Below are 17,484 nucleotides of genomic sequence, written 5' to 3'. Positions count from 1 at the left end.
CACATTGGCGCAGGCAGGACCGGTCGGTGCCTGCCTGCGCCGTTGTGGGCGTTATGCCATGTGTCGACGCTGTGTCGTCGGCCACAGACGTTCGGGGCCTAATGTCCCCGGAACGTCAGAGGGTAAGCGTCCAGGTGTCGATCCGGCCGGTGTCGAGGCTCGCGGCGTCGCGGACCCGCAGGGTCCAGGTGCCGTTCGCGGCCTCGGTCGACAGGTTGACGGTGAAGTTCTGGATGATGTTGTCGGCGCTGCCGCCCGACCGGTTCGACAGGTTGTAGACCGAGCCGTCGGGGGCGACGACGTCGACGACCAGGTCACCGCGGTAGGTGTGGTAGATCGCCACGTTCACCGAGCTGGTGGCCGAGGCGTTGCGGTTGCAGCCACTGATGGTGATCGTGCTGGTCACCGTGGTGTTGTCCGGGATCGCGACGTCGTTGCCGTTGGTGCCGGTGCAGCCGGGCGCGCCGTTGACGGTCAGGCTGAACGTGGTGGTCCGGGTCGAGCTGGCGCCCGTGCCCGTGATGGTCACCGGGTAGGTGCCGGACGGGGTCGACGCGGAGGTGGCGATCGTCAGCGTGGACGTGCCGCCGGCCGAGTTGATCGAGGCCGGGCTGAAGCTGGCGGTCGCACCCGACGGCAGGCCGGACGCGGTCAGCGCCACGGTCTGGGCCGAGCCGTTGGTGAGCGTCGCGGTGATCGTGCTGGTCGCCGAGCTGCCCGGGTTGACCGAGCCGCTCGCCGGCGCGGCGGCGAGGGAGAAGTCGTTGCCGGTCGGGCAGGCGGCGTCGTTGCCGGCCACGTTCACCGCGGTCCACGCGGCCTGGACGGCCTTGTACTCCCCGGAGCACGTGCCGTACAGGTCGGTCGCGGCGCTCAGCGAGTACGCCCGGGCCGTGTTGGCCGGGTTGCTGGTGTTCACGTAGCTCGTGTTCGACGTGAAGTAGACGTCGAGCGCGCGGTACCAGATCTTCTCGGCCTTGGCCCGGCCGATGCCGACGACGGCGGGCGCGGAGCCGCAGACCGGCGAGGTGCCGTAGGCGGTGGCCCCGGTGCCCTCGGCGAGGTTGAAGAAGAAGTGGTTCGCCGGGCCGGAGCTGTAGTGCACGTCGACGTTCTTGGTGCTGGTGGACCAGCAGCCGTGCGACGAGCCGTCCAGGGTCGGGTTGTACATGTAGCGCAACGGCGTGTTGTTGCCGTTGATGTTGATCTTCTCACCGATCTGGTAGTCGCCCGCGTCGCTGGCGTTGTTCGCGTAGAACTCGACCATCGAGCCGAAGATGTCGCTGGTGGCCTCGTTGAGACCGCCGGACTCACCGGAGTACACCAGGCCGGCGAGCGCCTCCGTGACGCCGTGGCTCATCTCGTGGCCCGCGACGTCCAGCGCGACGAGCGGCCGGCTGTTGCCGGAGCCGTCGCCGTAGGTCATCTGCGCGCCGTCCCAGAACGCGTTGACGTACGCGTTGCCGTAGTGCACCCGCGACGGCACGCCGGCGCCGTTGCCGAAGATGCCGTTCCGGCCGTGCACGTTCTTGTAGTAGTCGAACGTGACCGCCGCGCCGAAGTGCGCGTCGACGCCGGCCGACTGCCGGTTGGAGTTGGCGCCGGTGCCCCACGTGTTGTCCGCGTCGGTGAACGTGGTGCAGGTGCTGGTGCCGTTGTTCATGTCGCAGGTGCGGCCGTTGCCGTGCGACGGGTCGATCATCTGGTAGGTCGTGCCCGACAGCGTCGTGTCGATCGGGACCGAACCCGAGTAGATGCTGTTGCCGGTGCCCTGGACGGTCTCGATCTCGTCGAAGGCGCCGCGCACCGCGTTGGTGGTCGCGTCGGTGATGACGTGCAGCTTCGACGGGGTCTGTCCATCGGCGAGCCAGCCACTGACCACGGTCTCGTAGGCGAGCACGCCGGCGCCGTCGCTCGCGTCGACGAACAGCTCGGGGCTGCCGACCGCGGTGATCGTGCCGCTGAACGCCGACTTCGCCTTGGCGGCACCGGCCGTCTTGGACACCGCGGCGCTGGTGCCGAGGGTGAGCGGGGCGTGCAGCCCGACGGACGCGCTGCTGAACGTGCCGTCCGGCGCGGCGTGCACGACGAAGTCGCCGCCGTAGACCCGCAGGCCGTGGTAGGTGCGGGTATAACGGGTATGGGACGCGCCGCTGGCGTCCTTCTGACTCCTGGCGACCGTGTAGGCCTCGCTGTCGGCGGCCCGGATGTCCGCCCGGTGGGCCTGCAGGCCCGAGGGGGCTGGGGTGCTGGGCGACGCGTCAGCTGGTGACGCGAGAGCGGCCAGCATGCCCCCGGTCAGGAGCAATGCACCGGCTGCGGCGATCTTTCGTTTCACTCGGCCTCCCTGGCAGCGGATGTGCCGTGACGGTAGTCACGTATGTACATATAGCAATGCCTAGGGATGACCCATCCATATCACTTCCCTCATACCGCCCGGGCGGTCACCCGTCGGGGCGGGTCCGGACGCGACCGGCTCATGCCACTTCGTCCGGAGAGATCCGCGCCGGCAGGTCGAGCACCGACGCGAGGCGCCGCGCCTCGGGCACGTCGGCGCGGCGCGCCGGGTCGATGAGGAACGCGGTCATGCCGAACTTCTCGGGCCCCACGAAGTCCGCGAGGTAGGTGTCGCCGACGAAGACGGCCGCGGACGGCTCGATGCCGAGCGCCTCCACGGTCGCGGTGTAGATCGCCGGGTGCGGCTTGCGGTGGCCGACCTCCACCGACGTGATCACCACGTCCATCAGGTCGGCGATGCCCATCGCCGCGAGGTGGCCCGGCACCAGGTCCGGCTGGTGCGTGTTGGTGACGACGGCCAGCCGGTACACCCGCGACAACGACCGGACGAGCGGCACGACCCCATCGGGATACCGGACGCCGGCGCTCCACTCGGCCAGGTAGGCCCGGGTGAACGCGTCGACCTCGCCGGCGGCGGGCACCCGGCCGAGCACCTCGGCGAGGTAGGCGGTGCCGACCTGCGCCATCGAGAACTCGTGGTCGTCGGCGTCGCTGTCCCGGTCGAACGCCGCGAACGCGCCGTCCCAGCCCTGGAGGAACTCGGCGTAGGAGACCGTGGCGCCGAGCCTGCCCAGCTCGGCATGAGCGCGCGGGTACCCCTGACTGGTGCGGCCGGCGTCGTAGTCGACGAGCGTGCCGAAGAAGTCGAACAGGATGTGCGAGTACATCCGGGCAACCCTAACGAGACTCATCGACAGGCCTTGAAGCCTCGGCTACCCGGGAGTAACTTGACCGGATGCGAATGGTGGCGCTGCTGGCCGCGGCGATCGGGATCATCGTCGAGGGCGTGGTCGTCGGCGCCGCGCTGTTCGTCGTCGGTGGGGTGATCGGGGCGTACTCGATGTCGCTCAACGGCGCCGATCCAGGCCATGCCCAGGTCGGGATCCGGGTCGCCGCCGTCATCCTGGGTGCGTTGCTGGTCGCGCTCGGCGCGGTGCTGCTCGCTGCCGCGTTGCGGCGCCGCGCCGCCGGTCGTCCTGGACATGGCGCCGCCGGGCGTCTCGGACCCCGGGCCGCCGGCCGCTTGACGATGGTCGCGCTGGTCGTGCAGTGCGTGGTCGTCACGGTCGCCGGGATCGCGCTCGGCTGGGAGGTCTTCGCCGGCACGCTGCTCGTGCTCGGCGCGCTGCTCTACGTGCGGCTCGACGAGGACTCGCCGCTGCCCCGCACGGCCGATACCCGCTGACGATCAACGAGGTAGCGTGGCGCTACCGCGTTCGGCGTCAAGGGGGTCGGAAGTGCAGCAGGTCAGGGTCGGCCGGCGGGTCGGCCGGATGATCGGCCGGATGATGCGCCACCTGCAGCCCGGCGAGCCACTGCCGCACCTGCTCGCCGACGACGGGCGGGACTCGATCGTCGACTGCGCGCTCTACGTCCGCGGCGTCCGGCAGCCGGACGGGCACACGTTCCGCGAGGCGTACGCGGCGGCCCGCCGGCGGCGCAACGGGTTCGTCTGGCTGGGGCTGTTCGAGCCGACGTGGGCCCAGTTCGCGGCCGTCGCCGAGGAGATCGGCATCGACGACCACACCGCCGAGAAGGCCGTCGCACGGGAGCGCCGGCCCGCCGTCGAGCGCCGCGGCGACGTGACGATGCTGGTGATCCGCACCGCCCGCTACGTCGAGCACGCCGAGCTCACCGCCACCTCCGAGGTCGTCGACACCGGCGCGGTGACGCTGCTCATCGGCCCGCACTTCGTCGTGTCGGTCCGGCACGGCGGCGCGGGCGCGCTCGCCGACGTCCGCCATCAGCTGGAGCAACGCCCCGCCATGCTCGGGCACGGCCCGTGGGCGGTCGCCTACGCGGTGTGCGACCGCATGATCGAGGTCTACCACGACGTCTCCACCGACGTGGAGCAGGACGTGGAGCAGCTGGAGCAGACCGCGTTCCTGCGCGTCGGCGGCTGCGACGTGCAGCAGATCTACCAGCTGAAGCGCGAGCTGGTCGAGTTCAAGCGGGCGGTCGTCCCGCTGCAGGCGCCGCTGCGCCGGATGAACGACCCAGCCGTGGTGGAGCTGCCGCCGCAGCTACGGCAGTACTTCGCGGACCTGCTCGGCCGGCTCACCCAGGTCGTCGACCGGGTCGCCTCCGACAACGAGCTGCTCGACTCGATCCTCCAGGCCCGCCTCGCCCAGGTCGGCCTGGACCAGAACAACGACATGCGCAAGATCGCCTCCTGGGCCGCGATCGCCGCGCTGCAGACCGCGATCGCGGGCATCTACGGGATGAACTTCGAACACATCCCCGGACTGCGGTGGGACTACGGCTTCTACCTCATCCTGCTGATCATGGCCGTCGGGTCGGTGGTCCTCTACCGCCTGTTCCGGCGCTCGGGCTGGCTGTGAAGCCGGCGGTGATCTTCCTGCACGCGCTGACCTAAGATCGTCGCCGTGTCGTACACCTTCATCACCGCCGCCCGGATCACCATGTCCCGGGAGGGCTTCGACACCTGGATGGACGCACCGGTGCCGCCGGCCTCGCGCATCGAGAACCCTTCGGCGATGTTCGCCGGCTGGTGGTGGTCCGACCGCACGCCGCAGTGGTCCACCGACGCCGACGCCGAGACCCCTCGCTCCGTGCTCGCCGAGCGCGCCGACGACCCGCAGACGCTGACCGTGCTGCGCCACCACGACGGCGCCCTGGAGGCGTACCTGTGGACGGTCGGCCACTCCGGCTTCTGGGAGCCACCCGCCCAGCAACTGCTGCTCATGCTGGCCGGGGCGGCCGCCGTCAAGACCGACGACACCGAGGACCACGTCCTGTTCTGGGAGGACGCCGCCGGCACGCTCCCGACCCGCGACGAGTCGGCGCTGATCTCCCTGCTGGCCGTCGGCCGCGACAGCGCCCGCTTCGTCGGCCGGCGCCCGCTGGCCGACCTGCTCACCCGCCTTGCCCCGGTCGAGGAGGCCTTCGCCGAGCTCGCCGAGTCCTACGACGACTAGGCTCGCGCCCCGCCCCGGGAACCTCGCGCCGTCGCCGCGACTCATGAACGCGTGAGACTTTCTTCGTGGTGCGCCGTGCTGCTGCCGGCCGTCGTCGTGGTGTCCGGCGGCTGTACCGCCAACCGCCCGCAACCGCCGTCCCAGACCGCCCCCGCACTGGGCGCACCCTCTCCGGGCGCACCGTCTCTGAGCACACCGACTCAGACCGTGCCTGCCACCCCCGCCCGCTCGGGATGCGGCTCCCCGGTCGACACCGGCCCGCTGCCCGAATGGGCCCGCGCCGGCTTCACCGGCGACTCGAGCATGCCGCACGTCCTGAGCGACCACGGCACCATCGTCGCCGCGATGTTCGGCCACCCGCTCGCCGTCACCAGACCCGACGGCTCCTCCAACAAGATCCTCTGGGTCGCCAAGGACCCCACCCCACCCGGCGACCTCCAGATCGACGCCACCCGCACCGGCACTCAAGACGTGGTCCGGCGCACCGTCCCCGGCGGCCCCGGCCCGTCGATCATCGACCTCCCCCAACCCGGCTGCTGGCGTCTCACCCTCACCTGGCCGGCCCACACGGACACCCTGGACCTCACCTACCAGCCCTGACCCCACCAGACACCCAGCACCCCCAACGACACGACGCCCAACGGCACGGATGATCGAAGGACGGACCGGGTCGCGCCGGCAGCCACCCCGGTCCTTGGATCAACCCGACACGAGGATCAGCCCCACGAACTCGGCAGCTGGCAACACTCACACCCACCCCCTGCCGCAGCACGGCGACGCAGCAACACGGCGGCACCGGTGATCAAAGGACGGCACCGGTCGTGGCAACGGCCACCCCGCGACTTGGATCAACCACCACGACAATCGGCCTCGCGAACCAGGCGCCCAGCCCGGCAGCCAGCAACTCTCGCACCCACACCCGCCCCTACAGCAGCACGGCACCGCCGGTGATCGAAGGACGGCACCGGCCACGGTAACGGCCACCCCGCGACTTGGATCAACCGCCACCAGAATCAACCTTGCGAACCCGGCGCCCAGTGAGCCCCGGCACCCAGCAACACCCACACCCGCCCCTACAGCGGCACGGCACCGCCCGTGATCAAAGGACAGCACCGGCCGCGGGAGCGACCACCCCACGACTTGGATCAACCGCCACGACAATGCACCTTTGCGAACCCGGCGCCCAGGCCCGGCGGCCAGAGACACTCACGCCCGACTCCCAGCGCCCGACAACCTGGGACGTCGAGGGTGACCTCAACGACCGTTTGCGGCCTTGGGTGCTGTTGGTGCCGCGTCGGGCGAGCATGTCAACGCTGAGGGGGGCAGCACCGCGGCGCGCCGGGTGCCCTTGCCGACGCTGAGGAGGCACCGCCGTTGGTGCTGGTGAACCCACACCCGGCGCTGGGTGCGGGTGCTGTTGCGTCGGGTGAGCGCACCGGTGCTGCGCGCAGGCCCTTAGGAGGCAGCACGCGGCGGTGGGTCGGCGCGCCGGCGCTGGGGTGGGCAGCGCCGGCGGGGACCGAAGGGGGTTGCGGGATCGGGCCGGTGGGCAGGTTGGTGGGTGCGAGTGAGGGGTCAGCCGCGTTCGACCAGGTGGCCGACGATTTCGGGGGCGCGGAGCTGGGCGCCTGAGCCGTCGCGGCGCTGGTCGGGGGCGGGCAGGTCGCGGGGCTCGCCCTTGGTGGAGGAGGCGGCCGGGCGCGGGCCGACCCAGGCGAGCACCAGGCGGCTCTCGCCCTTCAGGAAGCGCTGGGCGCGCACGCCGCCGGTGGCGCGGCCCTTCGCCGGGTAGAGGCGCAGCGGGGTCATCTTGGCGTTGCCGATGGTGGCGGTGACGACCATGGGCTCGCCGTGCTGGGGGTCCTGGGTGTTGACGGCGCCGAAGTAGAGGACCTGGGCGCCTTCGGACAGGGCGACGCCGGCCATGCCGCCGCCCTTCAGGCCCTGTGGGCGGACGAGCTTGGCCGGGAAGCGGAGCAGCGACGCATCCGAGGTGACGAAGGCGAGGGTCTCGGCGCCGTCGGTGAGCCAGGTGGCGCCGACGACCTCGTCGCCGTCGCGGAGGCCGATGACCTCGAACTCGTCGGCGCGGACGGGCCACTCGGGGGCGCAGATCTTCACCATGCCGTTGCGGGTGCCGAGGGCCAGGCCGGGTGAGCCCTCGGCGCCGGGGCCGCCGAGCGGGGCGAGGGCGACGACCGTCTCGCCGGGCTGGAGGGAGACGAGCTCGGCGGTGGACATGCCGCCGCGCAGGGAGACGGTGCCGGGCTGCTCGGGCAGGACGGGCAGGGGCAGGACGTCGACCTTGAACGCCCGGCCGAGGCTGGTCACGAGCAGCACCTGGCCGCGGGCGGTGGTGTGCACGACGGCGCGGACGGTGTCGTGCTTGTCGCGGCCGGCCTTGCGGCTGCCCTCGGGGGCCTCCTCCGACTCGGCGGCGGTGCGGGCGACCAGGCCGGTCGTGGACAGCAGGACCTGGCACGGGTCGTCGGACACCTCGAGGGGGCCGGCGGGGATGGACGCGGCGAGGACCTCCTTGAGGTCGCCGTCGATGAGCGTGGTGCGGCGCGGCTGGGCGAACTCCTTGACGACGGCGGCCAGCTCGTCGGAGACGACCTTCTTCAGCACCTTCTCGTCGTCGAGGATCTGGCTGAGCGCGGCGATCTCCTCGTTGAGCCGGGCCTGCTCGGCCTCCAGCTCGATGCGGTCGTAGCGGGTGAGGCGGCGCAGCGGCGTGTCGAGGATGTAGGTGGCCTGGATGTCGGTGAGGCCGAACTCGCTCATGAGCGACGCCTTGGCGGCGGCCGCGTTCTCGCTGGCGCGGATGAGGGCGACGACCCGGTCGATGTCCAGCAGCGCGACGAGCAGGCCGTCGACGAGGTGCAGCCGGTCCTGGCGCTTCTTGCGGCGGAACTCGGTGCGCCGGGTCACGACCTCGTAGCGGTGCGCGAGGAAGACCTCCAGCAGCGGCTTGAGGCCGAGGGTCTGCGGCTGGCCGTCGACGAGGACGAGGTTGTTGACGCCGAAGGACTGCTCCAGCGGGGTCAGCCGGTACAGGTCGGCGAGCAGCGCCTGCGGGTTGACGCCGACCTTGCACTCGATGACGAGGCGGGTGCCGTTCTCCCGGTCGGTGAGGTCCTTGACGTCGGCGATGCCCTGCAGGCGCTTGGTCTTGTTGACCTCGTCGGTGATCTTCTCGATGACCTTCTCGGCGCCGATGCCGTAGGGCAGCTCGGTGACGGTGATGGCCTGCCGGCCGCGGCTGCCTTCGAGCAGGCCGATCTCGATCCGGCCGCGCATGCGCACGACGCCGCGGCCGGTCTCGTAGGCGCGGCGGACCTCGTCGAGGCCGAGCAGCAGCCCGCCGGTCGGCAGGTCGGGGCCGGGGACGAACTCCATGAGCTTGTCGAGCGTGGCGGTCGGGTGGTTGATCAGCCAGCGGGCCGCGGCGACGACCTCGCCGAGGTTGTGCGGGATCATGTTGGTGGCCATGCCGACCGCGATGCCCGAGGAGCCGTTGACCAGCAGGTTGGGGAACGCGGCGGGCAGCACCGAGGGCTCGTCGAGGGAGCCGTCGTAGTTGGGCCGGAAGTCGACGGTGCCCTCGTCGAGCTCGCCGACGAGCAGCATCGCCTCGCGCGACATCCTCGCCTCGGTGTACCGGGAGGCGGCCGGACCGTCGTCGGGGGATCCGAAGTTGCCGTGACCGTCGATCAGCGGCACGTTGAGCGAGAAGTCCTGCGCCATGCGGACCATCGCGTCGTAGATCGCGCTGTCGCCGTGCGGGTGGTACTTACCCATGACGTCACCGACGACGCGGGACGACTTGACGTGGCCGCGGTCGGGACGGTGCCCCTGCTCCTGCATCGAGAACAGGATGCGGCGGTGCACCGGCTTGAGGCCGTCGCGCGCGTCGGGCAGCGCGCGGGAGTGGATGACCGAATACGCATACTCCAGGTAGGAGTCCTCGACCTCGGTGATGAGCGGGTTGTTGAGCACCCGCGCGCCCGCCTGGTCGAAGGCGGACAGGTCGGCCTTCATTGGTTTGGCCTTGCGTGCCATGTCGCCGGACTACCCTTCCTGACTCAGGCGTCGATGTTCTCTTGGTCGACCCGCGGCGCGGCGTCGATCAGCCAGTTTCGCCGGGGCTCGACCCGCTCACCCATGAGCAGCTCGAGGACCTCCTCGGCCTTCTCGATGTCGTCGAGGGTGATGCGCCGCACGGCCCTGGTCGCCGGGTTCATCGTGGTGTCCCACAGCTCGTCGGCGTCCATCTCGCCGAGACCCTTGAACCGCGGGATCGGCGTGACGACCTGCTTGCCGGCCTTCTCGAGGCGGCTGACCGTGCTGACCATCTCCTGCTGCGTGTACGTGTAGATCGTCTCCGAGTTGCGCCCCTTCGTGACGATCTTGTGCAGGGGCGGGACGGCGGCGTAGAGCCGGCCGTCGGCGATGGCGGGCCGCATGTACTTGGCGAACAGCGTGATGAGCAGGGTGCGGATGTGCGAGCCGTCGACGTCGGCGTCGGCCATGATCAGAATTCGCCCGTAGCGCATCGACTCCAGGTCGAACGTGCGGCCGGAGCCGGCGCCGAGGACCTGCACGATCGCGGAGCACTCGGCATTGTCCAGGACCTGCTGGATGTTGGCCTTCTGCACGTTGAGGATCTTGCCGCGGATCGGCAGCAGCGCCTGATACTCCGAGGAGCGGGCCATGCGCGCGGTGCCGAGGGCGCTGTCGCCCTCGACGATGAACAGCTCGCTGCGCTGCACGCCGGTGGAGCGGCAGTCGACGAGCTTCGCCGGCATCGACGCGCCTTCCAGGGCGGTCTTGCGCCGGGCGGCATCCTTCTGCTGCTTCTGGGTCAGGCGGACCCGCGCGGCGTCGACGATCTTCTGCAGGACGGTGCGGGCCTCGACCTTGGTCTTGCGCGCCTCGACCCACGCCTTGATGTGCTGCTCGACGATCCCCTGCACGACCCGGGTCACCGGCGCGGTGGACAGCTCGTCCTTGGTCTGCGACGTGAACTGCGGCTCCGGGATCCGCACGTGGATGACCGCCGTCATGCCTTCGAGCACGTCGTCGAGGGTCGGCAGGTCCTCCTTCGGCCGCAGCAGGCCGCGGGTGTTGCGGATCGCGTCGCTGAGCGCCCGCAACGCGCCGCGCTCGAAGCCGCGCCGGTGCGTGCCGCCGTGCACGTTGCGGATCGTGTTGGTGAACGACTCCACGACCCGCTCATAGCCGGTGCCCCAGCGCAGCGCGATCTCGACCTCGGCGCGGCGCTCGACATTGGCCTTCATGACGCCGTTCTCGTCGGCGGCATTCTCCTTGTAGGTGCCCTCGCCGGTGATGTGCAGCAGCCCGCACACGGCGCGGTCGCCGGACGGCGCGAGGAACTCCACCATGTCGGCGAGCCCGTTGGGGTAGTGGAACGTCTCCGTCGAGATCTGCCCGCCGGTGGCGTCCTTGAGCACATAGGTCACGCCGGGGACGAGGAAGGCCGTGTTGCGCAGCTTGGCGCGGACCGCCTCGACGTCGAGCGCGGCGCCGGTCTCGAAGTAGCGCGAGTCGTGCCAGTAGCGGATCGAGGTGCCGGTGGACTGGCCCCGCTTCATCCGCCCCGTGACATTGAGCCCGGAGCGGCGGGTGAACGCCGCGCCTGGGCCGGCGCCGTCGAAGTCGCCGGGGACGCCGTGTTGGAAGGCCATGTGGTGGACCTTGCCGGTGTGGCGCACGGTGACGTCGAACCGGTGGGACAGCGCGTTGACCGCGGAGGCGCCGACGCCGTGCAGGCCGCCGGAGGTCTTGTAGCCGGAGCCGCCGAACTTGCCGCCGGCGTGCAGCCGGGTCAGCACGAGCTCGACGCCGGACATGCCCGACTTCGCGTGGACGCCGACGGGGATGCCGCGGCCGTCGTCGTCGACCTGGACGGAGCCGTCGGCGTGCAGGGTCACCTCGACGCGGGTCGCGTGGCCGGCGATGCCCTCGTCGGTGGAGTTGTCGACGATCTCGTTGAACAGGTGAGCGACGCCGCGGCTGTCGGTCGAGCCGATGTACATGCCGGGCCGCTTGCGGACAGCGTCCAGCCCTTCGAGGAGCGTGAGGTCGTCAGCCCCGTACAAGGTCTCGGGTTGTGCGGTCAACTCGATGCTCTCCAATGATCCTGGTGCGCTGCTGCCCGCGAGCGTAGCCGCAGGGTCTGACATTTCCGTGGCACCCTCGCCGGATGTGGCGCCCGACGCGCCGCAACCAGCGACGACGACACCACGGAAAAGACGACCACACCACGGAAAACGAAACCAGCGACGACGACACCACGGCAAACGGCCGACCGCAGAAGCACGACACGACGCCGGGCCGGCCGGACGGTCGCGGGGTTCATGCGGGGACGGCGAGGTGGCCCCGCGTCCCGTTCAGTGAAGCACGACCACCCCCGGGACGCAGTCCAGGGACGCGGGTCACGCCTCCAGGACCGGCCGCCCGCTGAACCGGCCGACCGCGCCGACGATCTCCGCCGGGGTCCGGTCGTTGAACCGCAGCGGCACGGAATAGCGGACCCCGTCGGTGGTGAGGACGGTCAGCCGGCGGGCCCGGGTCAGCTGCGAGACCCCCGCCCACGGTACCCAGACCGGGGTGCCCCAGGGCCCGCGCGAGTTGCGGACCCACAGGCCGACGGAGTCGAGCGCGAGCACCGGACCGCCGGACACCGCGATCCGCACGGCGGCGACGGCCAGCGCGCCGAGGACCACCAGGGCGCACAGCCCGATGGCCACGACCGCGACGGCGTCGCCGTTGGTCCGGTCGGGCGAGTCACCAGCCAGCAGGCCGGCCGACACCAGGATCATCAGCAGGACCCAGGCCGCCGCGGAGATGCCGCCGATCAGCACGGTCCACCGCCCGGTGCCGCGCCGCACGACGAACGACAGGTCGCCCGGGATCCGCTTCACGCCGAGGTCCGGTCGATCCAGGAGCGGTAGCTGTCCCCCGTGCCCTGGCCTTCCAGGTAGTACTCGCGCAGGTCGGTGCGGACCAGGAAGCCGGCGACGAAGAACAGCAGGCCGGCCGCGATGAGGCCGGCCACGCCGTGCACCCACAGGTACCACTCCGGCACGGCGCGGGCGTACTCCTGGCGCAGCAGCTCCGGCTCGTCACCCGTCGGGGCGACCGCCCACTCGGGGCCGCCGACCAGGCCGCACAGCAGAGCGAGGGCCAGCAGCGGGCCGGCGACCCACAGGATGGCCCTGATCTTGGGGGTGCGCCACCGCACGAAGAACAGCAGCGCGCCCAGGACGACCGCGCCGACCGAGGCGACCGCCAGGTTGTTGTGGTAGTCGGCCTCGACCTGCCGGAGCGACCGGGGAGACATGAGCACGGTGTGGAGCGCGGCGAGGTCGCGCGTCACGACCGCCGTGACGGCGGCATCGACGGCGAGCAGCGCCGCGGCCGCCGCCACCGACCAGAACACCAGCCGGACCTGGGTGCCAACCTGCATCGCCACACGCTATCGACGTGACATCCGCCGCCGCAGCCCCGTTTCGTACCGACAAAGACGACCGAGATAGTGCACAATTCGCCGGTGGATCCTGTGATGGCCCTGGCGGGGCTCGGCGTCGGCATCGTCGTCGGACTGACCGGCATGGGCGGCGGCGCGCTGATGACCCCCATCCTGGTGCTGTTCTTCGGCATCCCTCCCCTGGCCGCAGTCTCCAGCGACCTGGCCGCAAGCGCGGTGATGAAGCCGTTCGGCGGCTGGGTCCACGCCCGCCGCGGCACCGTCAACTGGTCGCTCGTGCGCTGGCTGTGCCTGGGCAGCGTGCCGTCGGCGTTCGCCGGGGTCCTCCTCATGCGCGCGCTGGGCGACGGCGAGCAGGTCCAGGACATCGTCCGCGTCGCGCTCGGCATCGCACTCCTGCTGGCCGTCGTCGGACTGCTCCTTAAGTCGTACAAAAGCGGAAAAAGCGAAAAGTCGGAGGTGCCGCTGAAGGTCAGGCCGGTCCCCACGGCCCTGCTCGGCGCCGTCGGCGGGCTGGTGGTCGGGATGACCTCCGTCGGCTCAGGCTCGCTGATCATCGTCATCCTGCTCGCCCTGTACCCCATGCTGCGCCCGAACGACCTGGTCGGCACCGACCTCGTCCAGGCCATCCCCCTCGTCGCCGCGGCCGCCCTCGGCCACGCGATCTTCGGCGACCTGAAGCTCGACCTGGCCGCCGCGGTCCTCATCGGCTCGATCCCCGGCGTGCTCATCGGCGCCCGCCTGTCGTCCCGGGCGCCCGCCGGCGTGGTCCGCGCCGCGCTGGTCATCGTGCTCATCGCGAGCGCGCTGAAACTGTTCGAGGTGCCGACGGCGACGGTCGGCATCGTGGTCGCGGTGGCGACCGCCGGGGCCGTCGTCCTGGGCCTGCGCCGACGTCAGGCGATTGCGGCAGATGTACGGGCGGCCGCCGGCGCACCGGAGGAGGCGCTGGTCAGCGGGCGGGACCAACCGCAAGATCGGCGCACGGAGGACGAGACGCACCCGAAAGGGGCACAATCCCTGTGAGAGTGTGACCTCGCTGAAGGAGTGCTTGATGTCTCAGGGCCGACTCAACCAACTGCCCGAATGGGCCGCGCTGGCGAAACACCGCGCCGAGCTTGGTGAGGTGCACCTGCGGGACCTGTTCGCCGAAGACCCGGAGCGCGGGACGAAGTACTCCCTGCAGGTCGGCGACCTCTACCTCGACTACGGCAAGCACCTGGTCACCGGCGAGACCCTCGGCCTGCTGCGCGACCTCGCCGCCGCGCGCGGGGTCACCCAGCTGCGCGACGCCATGTTCCACGGCGACAAGATCAACTTCACCGAGCACCGGGCGGTGCTGCACACCGCGCTCCGCGCGCCGCGCGACGCGGTCGTCGAGGTCGACGGCGAGAACGTCGTGCCGAAGGTGCACGCCGTGCTGGACCGGATGGCCGCGTTCGCCGACCGGATCCGCTCCGGCGAGTGGACCGGCTTCACCGGCGAGCGGATCACCACCATCGTCAACATCGGCATCGGCGGCTCCGACCTCGGCCCCGCGATGGCCTACGAGGTGCTGCGCGGCTACACCGACCGGGGGCTGGAGATGCACTTCGTCTCCAACGTCGACGGCGCCGACCTCTACGAGGCGGTCCGGGCCGCGGACCCGGCGACGACGCTGTTCATCGTGTCGTCGAAGACGTTCACGACGATCGAGACGATCACCAACGCGACCGCCGCCCGCCAGTGGATCCTCGACGCGTTCGGCGACGACGCCGCGGTCGCGAAGCACTTCGTCGCCGTGTCGACCAACGCCGGCGAGGTCGCGAAGTTCGGCATCGACACGACCAACATGTTCGAGTTCTGGGACTGGGTCGGCGGGCGTTACTCGTACGACAGCGCGATCGGCCTCTCGCTGATGATCGCGCTCGGGCCGGACGGCTTCCGGGAGATGCTCGACGGGTTCCACGCGATGGACGAGCACTTCCGGACCGCGCCGCCGGAGCAGAACGCGCCGCTGCTGCTCGGGCTGCTCGGCATCTGGTACCGCAACTTCCACGACGCCCAGACGCACGCGGTGCTCCCCTACAGCCACTACCTGTCCCGGTTCACCGCGTACCTGCAGCAGCTGGACATGGAGTCCAACGGCAAGTACGTCGACCACGACGGCCGCCCGGTCGACTGGCAGACCGGCCCGGTCGTCTGGGGCACCCCCGGCACCAACGGCCAGCACGCCTACTACCAGCTGATCCACCAGGGCACGATGCTCATCCCGGCCGACCTCATCGGCTTCGCCCAGCCCGCGCCCGGCCTCGGCGTCTTCGCCGACCAGCACGACCTGCTGATGGCCAACCTGTTCGCGCAGGGGCAGGCTCTCGCGTTCGGCAAGACGTCGGAGGAGGTCGCGGCCGAGGGTGTGCCCGCCGAGGAGGTGCCGCACCGCACGTTCCGCGGTGACCGCCCCACCACGACGATCCTCGCCGACAAGCTCACCCCGTCGGTGCTCGGGCAGCTCATCGCCCTCTACGAGCACAAGGTCTTCGTCCAGGGCGCGATCTGGGACATCGACTCGTTCGACCAGTGGGGCGTGGAGCTCGGCAAGGTCCTCGCCAAGCGGATCGAGCCGGCGCTCACCGCCGGGGCCGGCGACACGTCCGCGCTGGACTCCTCGACCGCCGCCCTGGTCAACCGTTACCGGGCGCAGCGCGGCCGCTGAGTGCCGATCACCGACGACGAGCTCGCTCGGATGTCCCCGTCCGAGCGGGCCGACCTGGCCCGGCGCCTGGCCGTCCTCATTCCCGCACCGCGTGCGGGTGAGCGGACCCGGCGCCGGTTCGTCGTCGTGGTCGTCACCGCCGCCCTGTTCCTGATCCCGTGGGTGGCGGTGCTCGCGTGGACGTTGCCGCCGCGGTACCTCGCCGGCCACTGGCGCGCCACGTGGGTCGGCTTCGACCTGGTGCTCGCCGCCGCCCTCGCCGCCACCGCGTGGGCGGCGGCGCGGCGCCGCCAGGTCCTCCTGCTGACCGCGGTCGTCAGCGCGACCCTGCTGGTGTGACGCATGGTTCGACCTGATGACGGCGGCGGGCCCCGACCACTGGGTCAGCCTCGGCACCGCGCTGCTGGTCGAGCTGCCGCTGGCGGCGTGGCTGCTCTACGTCGCGCACCACCTGATCCGGCTCAGCCTGCGCCGCATGCTGACCCTGTCGGGCCAGTCGTTCACCGACCTGCCGCTGTGGCGGATGCCCCTCTTCGGCGTCCCGCCCCGCCATCGTCGTTAGCGCCGGCTTCGTCGGTACCGTGGCCGCATGACCCACTGGACCCTGGGCTGCGACGCGTCGGACCCGCACGCCCTCGCCGCGTTCTGGGCGGCGGCGCTCGGCTACGTGCCGGAGCCCGGCTACGACGAGCCCGACGGCGCCTCGATCGTCGACCCCGCCGGTGCCGGCCCCGCGATCGGCTTCCTGCGCGTGCCGGAGGGGAAGACCGCGAAGAACCGGGTGCACATCGACATCCGGGTGTCCGGCCCGGCGGCGATCCGCGACAAGGCCGCCGAGCTGGTCGCCGCGGGCGCCACGCTGGTGCGCGAGGAGCGCTACGGCGACCGGCTCGGCCACATCGTCATGCTCGACCCGGAAGGCAACGAGTTCTGCGTCGCCTAACCTCTGATCTCCTCCAGCAGGGTCGGGCGGGTCGGCGACCAGCCGAGCGAGCGGGCCTTCGCGCCGGCGGCCCGCTGGTCCAGCAGCAGCGCGTCGGCGAAGAGGGCGCCGAGCCTGGCCCGGGACTCCTCGACGGTCTCCGGCACGACCTCGGCGCCGGTGGCCTCGGCGATCTCGCGGACGGTCGGGCCGGCGCCGGACACCCCGAGCACGTGCCCGAGGCGCTCGCCGCGCTCGACGACGGTGACGTACAGCGCGGCCACGTCCTCGACGTGCACCGTCGTCCAGTGCTGCGAGCCGTCGCCGACCAGCCGGACCTTGCCGTCGCCGGGCGTGAGCACGCCGGCGGGGATGCCGCCGCCGTGGCCGTACACGACGCCGGGCGTGACGATCGTGGCCACCAGGTCCGCGTCGAGCACCGACCGCTCCACCGCGGGCCGCCACGCGGTCAGCGCCGGCGGCGCGAGCGGCGAGTCCTCGGTGATGTCGGCGTTGCTGCCGTACAGCCAGACGCCGCTGGTGTGCACGTAGGGCTTCCCGGTCCCGCCGAGCGCCTCGACCGCCGCCGCGACGACCGCCCGGTCGAACTGCTCGCTGCTGCCGTCGCCGGGCGCCGCGGTGTGCACCACGGCGTCGGCGGCCGCGAACAGCCGCGCCGTCCACGCGGTGTCGTACAGGTCCCCGACGGCGGCCTCCGCCCCGGCCTTGCGCACCTTCTCGGCCGCCTCGTCGCTGCGCACCAGGGCCGTGACGGCGTGCCCCGCCGCGACGAGCTGCTCCAGCACCACGGATCCGATGTACCCGGTCCCACCGGTCAATGCGATGTTCATGCCACCGAGCCTAGGAGCGTCACGACCTCCGGCGCAGCGTGACGCAG

General features: G+C 71.3%; 16 protein-coding genes. 9 read left to right on the top strand and 7 right to left on the bottom strand.

The annotated features are described in order from the left end of the window. Positions 1 to 115 precede the first annotated feature (115 nt). Positions 116 to 2,338 carry a M4 family metallopeptidase gene (locus tag ABZ321_RS33045; protein ID WP_354898624.1) on the bottom strand — a complete coding sequence of 741 codons (2,223 nt, stop codon included), beginning with the start codon at positions 2,336 to 2,338 and terminating at the stop codon, positions 116 to 118. Between the two features lie 139 nt (positions 2,339 to 2,477). Further along, entirely contained in the window at positions 2,478 to 3,185 is a 708-nt protein-coding gene (locus ABZ321_RS33040) for an HAD family hydrolase (RefSeq protein ID WP_354898621.1), read from the bottom strand. 68 nt (positions 3,186 to 3,253) lie between these two features. Here ABZ321_RS33040 and ABZ321_RS33035 point away from each other — a divergent pair, with 68 nt between their 5' ends. The 4 genes from ABZ321_RS33035 to ABZ321_RS33020 all read left to right on the top strand — a co-directional run bounded on the left by ABZ321_RS33035 (position 3,254) and on the right by ABZ321_RS33020 (position 6,056). Then, entirely contained in the window at positions 3,254 to 3,703 is a 450-nt protein-coding gene (locus ABZ321_RS33035) for a hypothetical protein (protein WP_354898618.1), read from the top strand. Between the two features lie 52 nt (positions 3,704 to 3,755). Then, positions 3,756 to 4,859 carry a magnesium and cobalt transport protein CorA gene (locus tag ABZ321_RS33030; protein ID WP_344504350.1) on the top strand — a complete coding sequence of 368 codons (1,104 nt, stop codon included), beginning with the start codon at positions 3,756 to 3,758 and terminating at the stop codon, positions 4,857 to 4,859. Positions 4,860 to 4,904: 45 nt separating this feature from the next. Further along, complete coding sequence (locus ABZ321_RS33025; protein ID WP_344504349.1) at positions 4,905 to 5,456, top strand: hypothetical protein; 552 nt, start codon at positions 4,905 to 4,907, stop codon at positions 5,454 to 5,456. Between the two features lie 207 nt (positions 5,457 to 5,663). Next, positions 5,664 to 6,056: a hypothetical protein gene (locus ABZ321_RS33020; protein WP_344504348.1), complete on the top strand. Its 393-nt coding sequence runs from the start codon at positions 5,664 to 5,666 to the stop codon at positions 6,054 to 6,056. Between the two features lie 975 nt (positions 6,057 to 7,031). On the opposite strand, the gene ABZ321_RS33015 is transcribed toward ABZ321_RS33020, so the two are convergent. The 4 genes from ABZ321_RS33015 to ABZ321_RS33000 all read right to left on the bottom strand — a co-directional run bounded on the left by ABZ321_RS33015 (position 7,032) and on the right by ABZ321_RS33000 (position 12,948). Continuing rightward, on the bottom strand, positions 7,032 to 9,518 hold the full coding sequence (locus ABZ321_RS33015) for a DNA topoisomerase IV subunit A (protein WP_354898613.1): 2,487 nt from the start codon (positions 9,516 to 9,518) through the stop codon (positions 7,032 to 7,034). Between the two features lie 23 nt (positions 9,519 to 9,541). Beyond that, complete coding sequence (locus ABZ321_RS33010; protein ID WP_344504346.1) at positions 9,542 to 11,662, bottom strand: DNA topoisomerase IV subunit B; 2,121 nt, start codon at positions 11,660 to 11,662, stop codon at positions 9,542 to 9,544. Between the two features lie 252 nt (positions 11,663 to 11,914). Beyond that, positions 11,915 to 12,403, bottom strand: coding sequence for a hypothetical protein (locus ABZ321_RS33005; RefSeq protein WP_354898610.1), 489 nt, complete (start codon positions 12,401 to 12,403; stop codon positions 11,915 to 11,917). Beyond that, positions 12,400 to 12,948 (bottom strand): hypothetical protein, encoded by a 549-nt coding sequence (locus ABZ321_RS33000; RefSeq protein WP_344504344.1) that lies wholly within the window; start codon positions 12,946 to 12,948, stop codon positions 12,400 to 12,402. The genes ABZ321_RS33005 and ABZ321_RS33000 overlap by 4 nt, the downstream gene beginning before the upstream one ends. A gap of 84 nt (positions 12,949 to 13,032) precedes the next feature. Between ABZ321_RS33000 and ABZ321_RS32995 the strand changes: the two genes are divergently transcribed. From ABZ321_RS32995 to ABZ321_RS32975, 5 genes are read left to right on the top strand one after another with little or no spacing between them, the layout of a single operon-like run. After that, the gene (locus ABZ321_RS32995) at positions 13,033 to 13,995 is read left to right on the top strand and encodes a sulfite exporter TauE/SafE family protein (RefSeq protein ID WP_354898607.1); all 963 of its coding nucleotides are present in this window, start codon (positions 13,033 to 13,035) and stop codon (positions 13,993 to 13,995) included. A 28-nt stretch (positions 13,996 to 14,023) separates the two neighbouring features. Further along, the gene (gene pgi / locus ABZ321_RS32990) at positions 14,024 to 15,664 is read left to right on the top strand and encodes a glucose-6-phosphate isomerase (RefSeq protein WP_354898604.1); all 1,641 of its coding nucleotides are present in this window, start codon (positions 14,024 to 14,026) and stop codon (positions 15,662 to 15,664) included. A gap of 30 nt (positions 15,665 to 15,694) precedes the next feature. Beyond that, on the top strand, positions 15,695 to 16,003 hold the full coding sequence (locus ABZ321_RS32985) for a hypothetical protein (RefSeq protein WP_354898601.1): 309 nt from the start codon (positions 15,695 to 15,697) through the stop codon (positions 16,001 to 16,003). Positions 16,004 to 16,019: 16 nt separating this feature from the next. Then, positions 16,020 to 16,226 carry a hypothetical protein gene (locus ABZ321_RS32980; RefSeq protein ID WP_354898598.1) on the top strand — a complete coding sequence of 69 codons (207 nt, stop codon included), beginning with the start codon at positions 16,020 to 16,022 and terminating at the stop codon, positions 16,224 to 16,226. Positions 16,227 to 16,253: 27 nt separating this feature from the next. Beyond that, positions 16,254 to 16,607, top strand: coding sequence for a VOC family protein (locus ABZ321_RS32975; protein ID WP_354898595.1), 354 nt, complete (start codon positions 16,254 to 16,256; stop codon positions 16,605 to 16,607). On the opposite strand, the gene ABZ321_RS32970 is transcribed toward ABZ321_RS32975, so the two are convergent. Continuing rightward, complete coding sequence (locus ABZ321_RS32970) at positions 16,604 to 17,437, bottom strand: NAD-dependent epimerase/dehydratase family protein (RefSeq protein WP_354898592.1); 834 nt, start codon at positions 17,435 to 17,437, stop codon at positions 16,604 to 16,606. The genes ABZ321_RS32975 and ABZ321_RS32970 overlap by 4 nt on opposite strands. Positions 17,438 to 17,484: the final 47 nt, after the last annotated feature.

It is taken from the genome of Dactylosporangium sp. NPDC006015 (assembly GCF_040614215.1).
Taxonomy (GTDB): Bacteria; Actinomycetota; Actinomycetes; order Mycobacteriales; family Micromonosporaceae; genus Dactylosporangium; species Dactylosporangium maewongense.
The sequence above is the reverse complement of the archived record's forward strand: the minus strand, read 5'-3'. Positions and strand labels throughout refer to the sequence as shown.

What these genes read in the sequence shown, in the direction of transcription:
- ABZ321_RS33040 (WP_354898621.1), bottom strand. Translation starts at nt 3,185, where the DNA reads ATGTACTCGCACATCCTGTTCGACTTCTTCGGCACGCTCGTCGACTAC.
- ABZ321_RS33010 (WP_344504346.1), bottom strand. Translation starts at nt 11,662, where the DNA reads ATGTCAGACCCTGCGGCTACGCTCGCGGGCAGCAGCGCACCAGGATCA.
- ABZ321_RS32975 (WP_354898595.1), top strand. Translation starts at nt 16,254, where the DNA reads ATGACCCACTGGACCCTGGGCTGCGACGCGTCGGACCCGCACGCCCTC.
- ABZ321_RS32980 (WP_354898598.1), top strand. Translation starts at nt 16,020, where the DNA reads ATGACGGCGGCGGGCCCCGACCACTGGGTCAGCCTCGGCACCGCGCTG.
- ABZ321_RS33035 (WP_354898618.1), top strand. Translation starts at nt 3,254, where the DNA reads ATGCGAATGGTGGCGCTGCTGGCCGCGGCGATCGGGATCATCGTCGAG.
- ABZ321_RS32970 (WP_354898592.1), bottom strand. Translation starts at nt 17,437, where the DNA reads ATGAACATCGCATTGACCGGTGGGACCGGGTACATCGGATCCGTGGTG.
- pgi (WP_354898604.1), top strand. Translation starts at nt 14,024, where the DNA reads ATGTCTCAGGGCCGACTCAACCAACTGCCCGAATGGGCCGCGCTGGCG.
- ABZ321_RS33015 (WP_354898613.1), bottom strand. Translation starts at nt 9,518, where the DNA reads ATGGCACGCAAGGCCAAACCAATGAAGGCCGACCTGTCCGCCTTCGAC.
- ABZ321_RS33000 (WP_344504344.1), bottom strand. Translation starts at nt 12,948, where the DNA reads ATGCAGGTTGGCACCCAGGTCCGGCTGGTGTTCTGGTCGGTGGCGGCG.
- ABZ321_RS32985 (WP_354898601.1), top strand. Translation starts at nt 15,695, where the DNA reads ATGTCCCCGTCCGAGCGGGCCGACCTGGCCCGGCGCCTGGCCGTCCTC.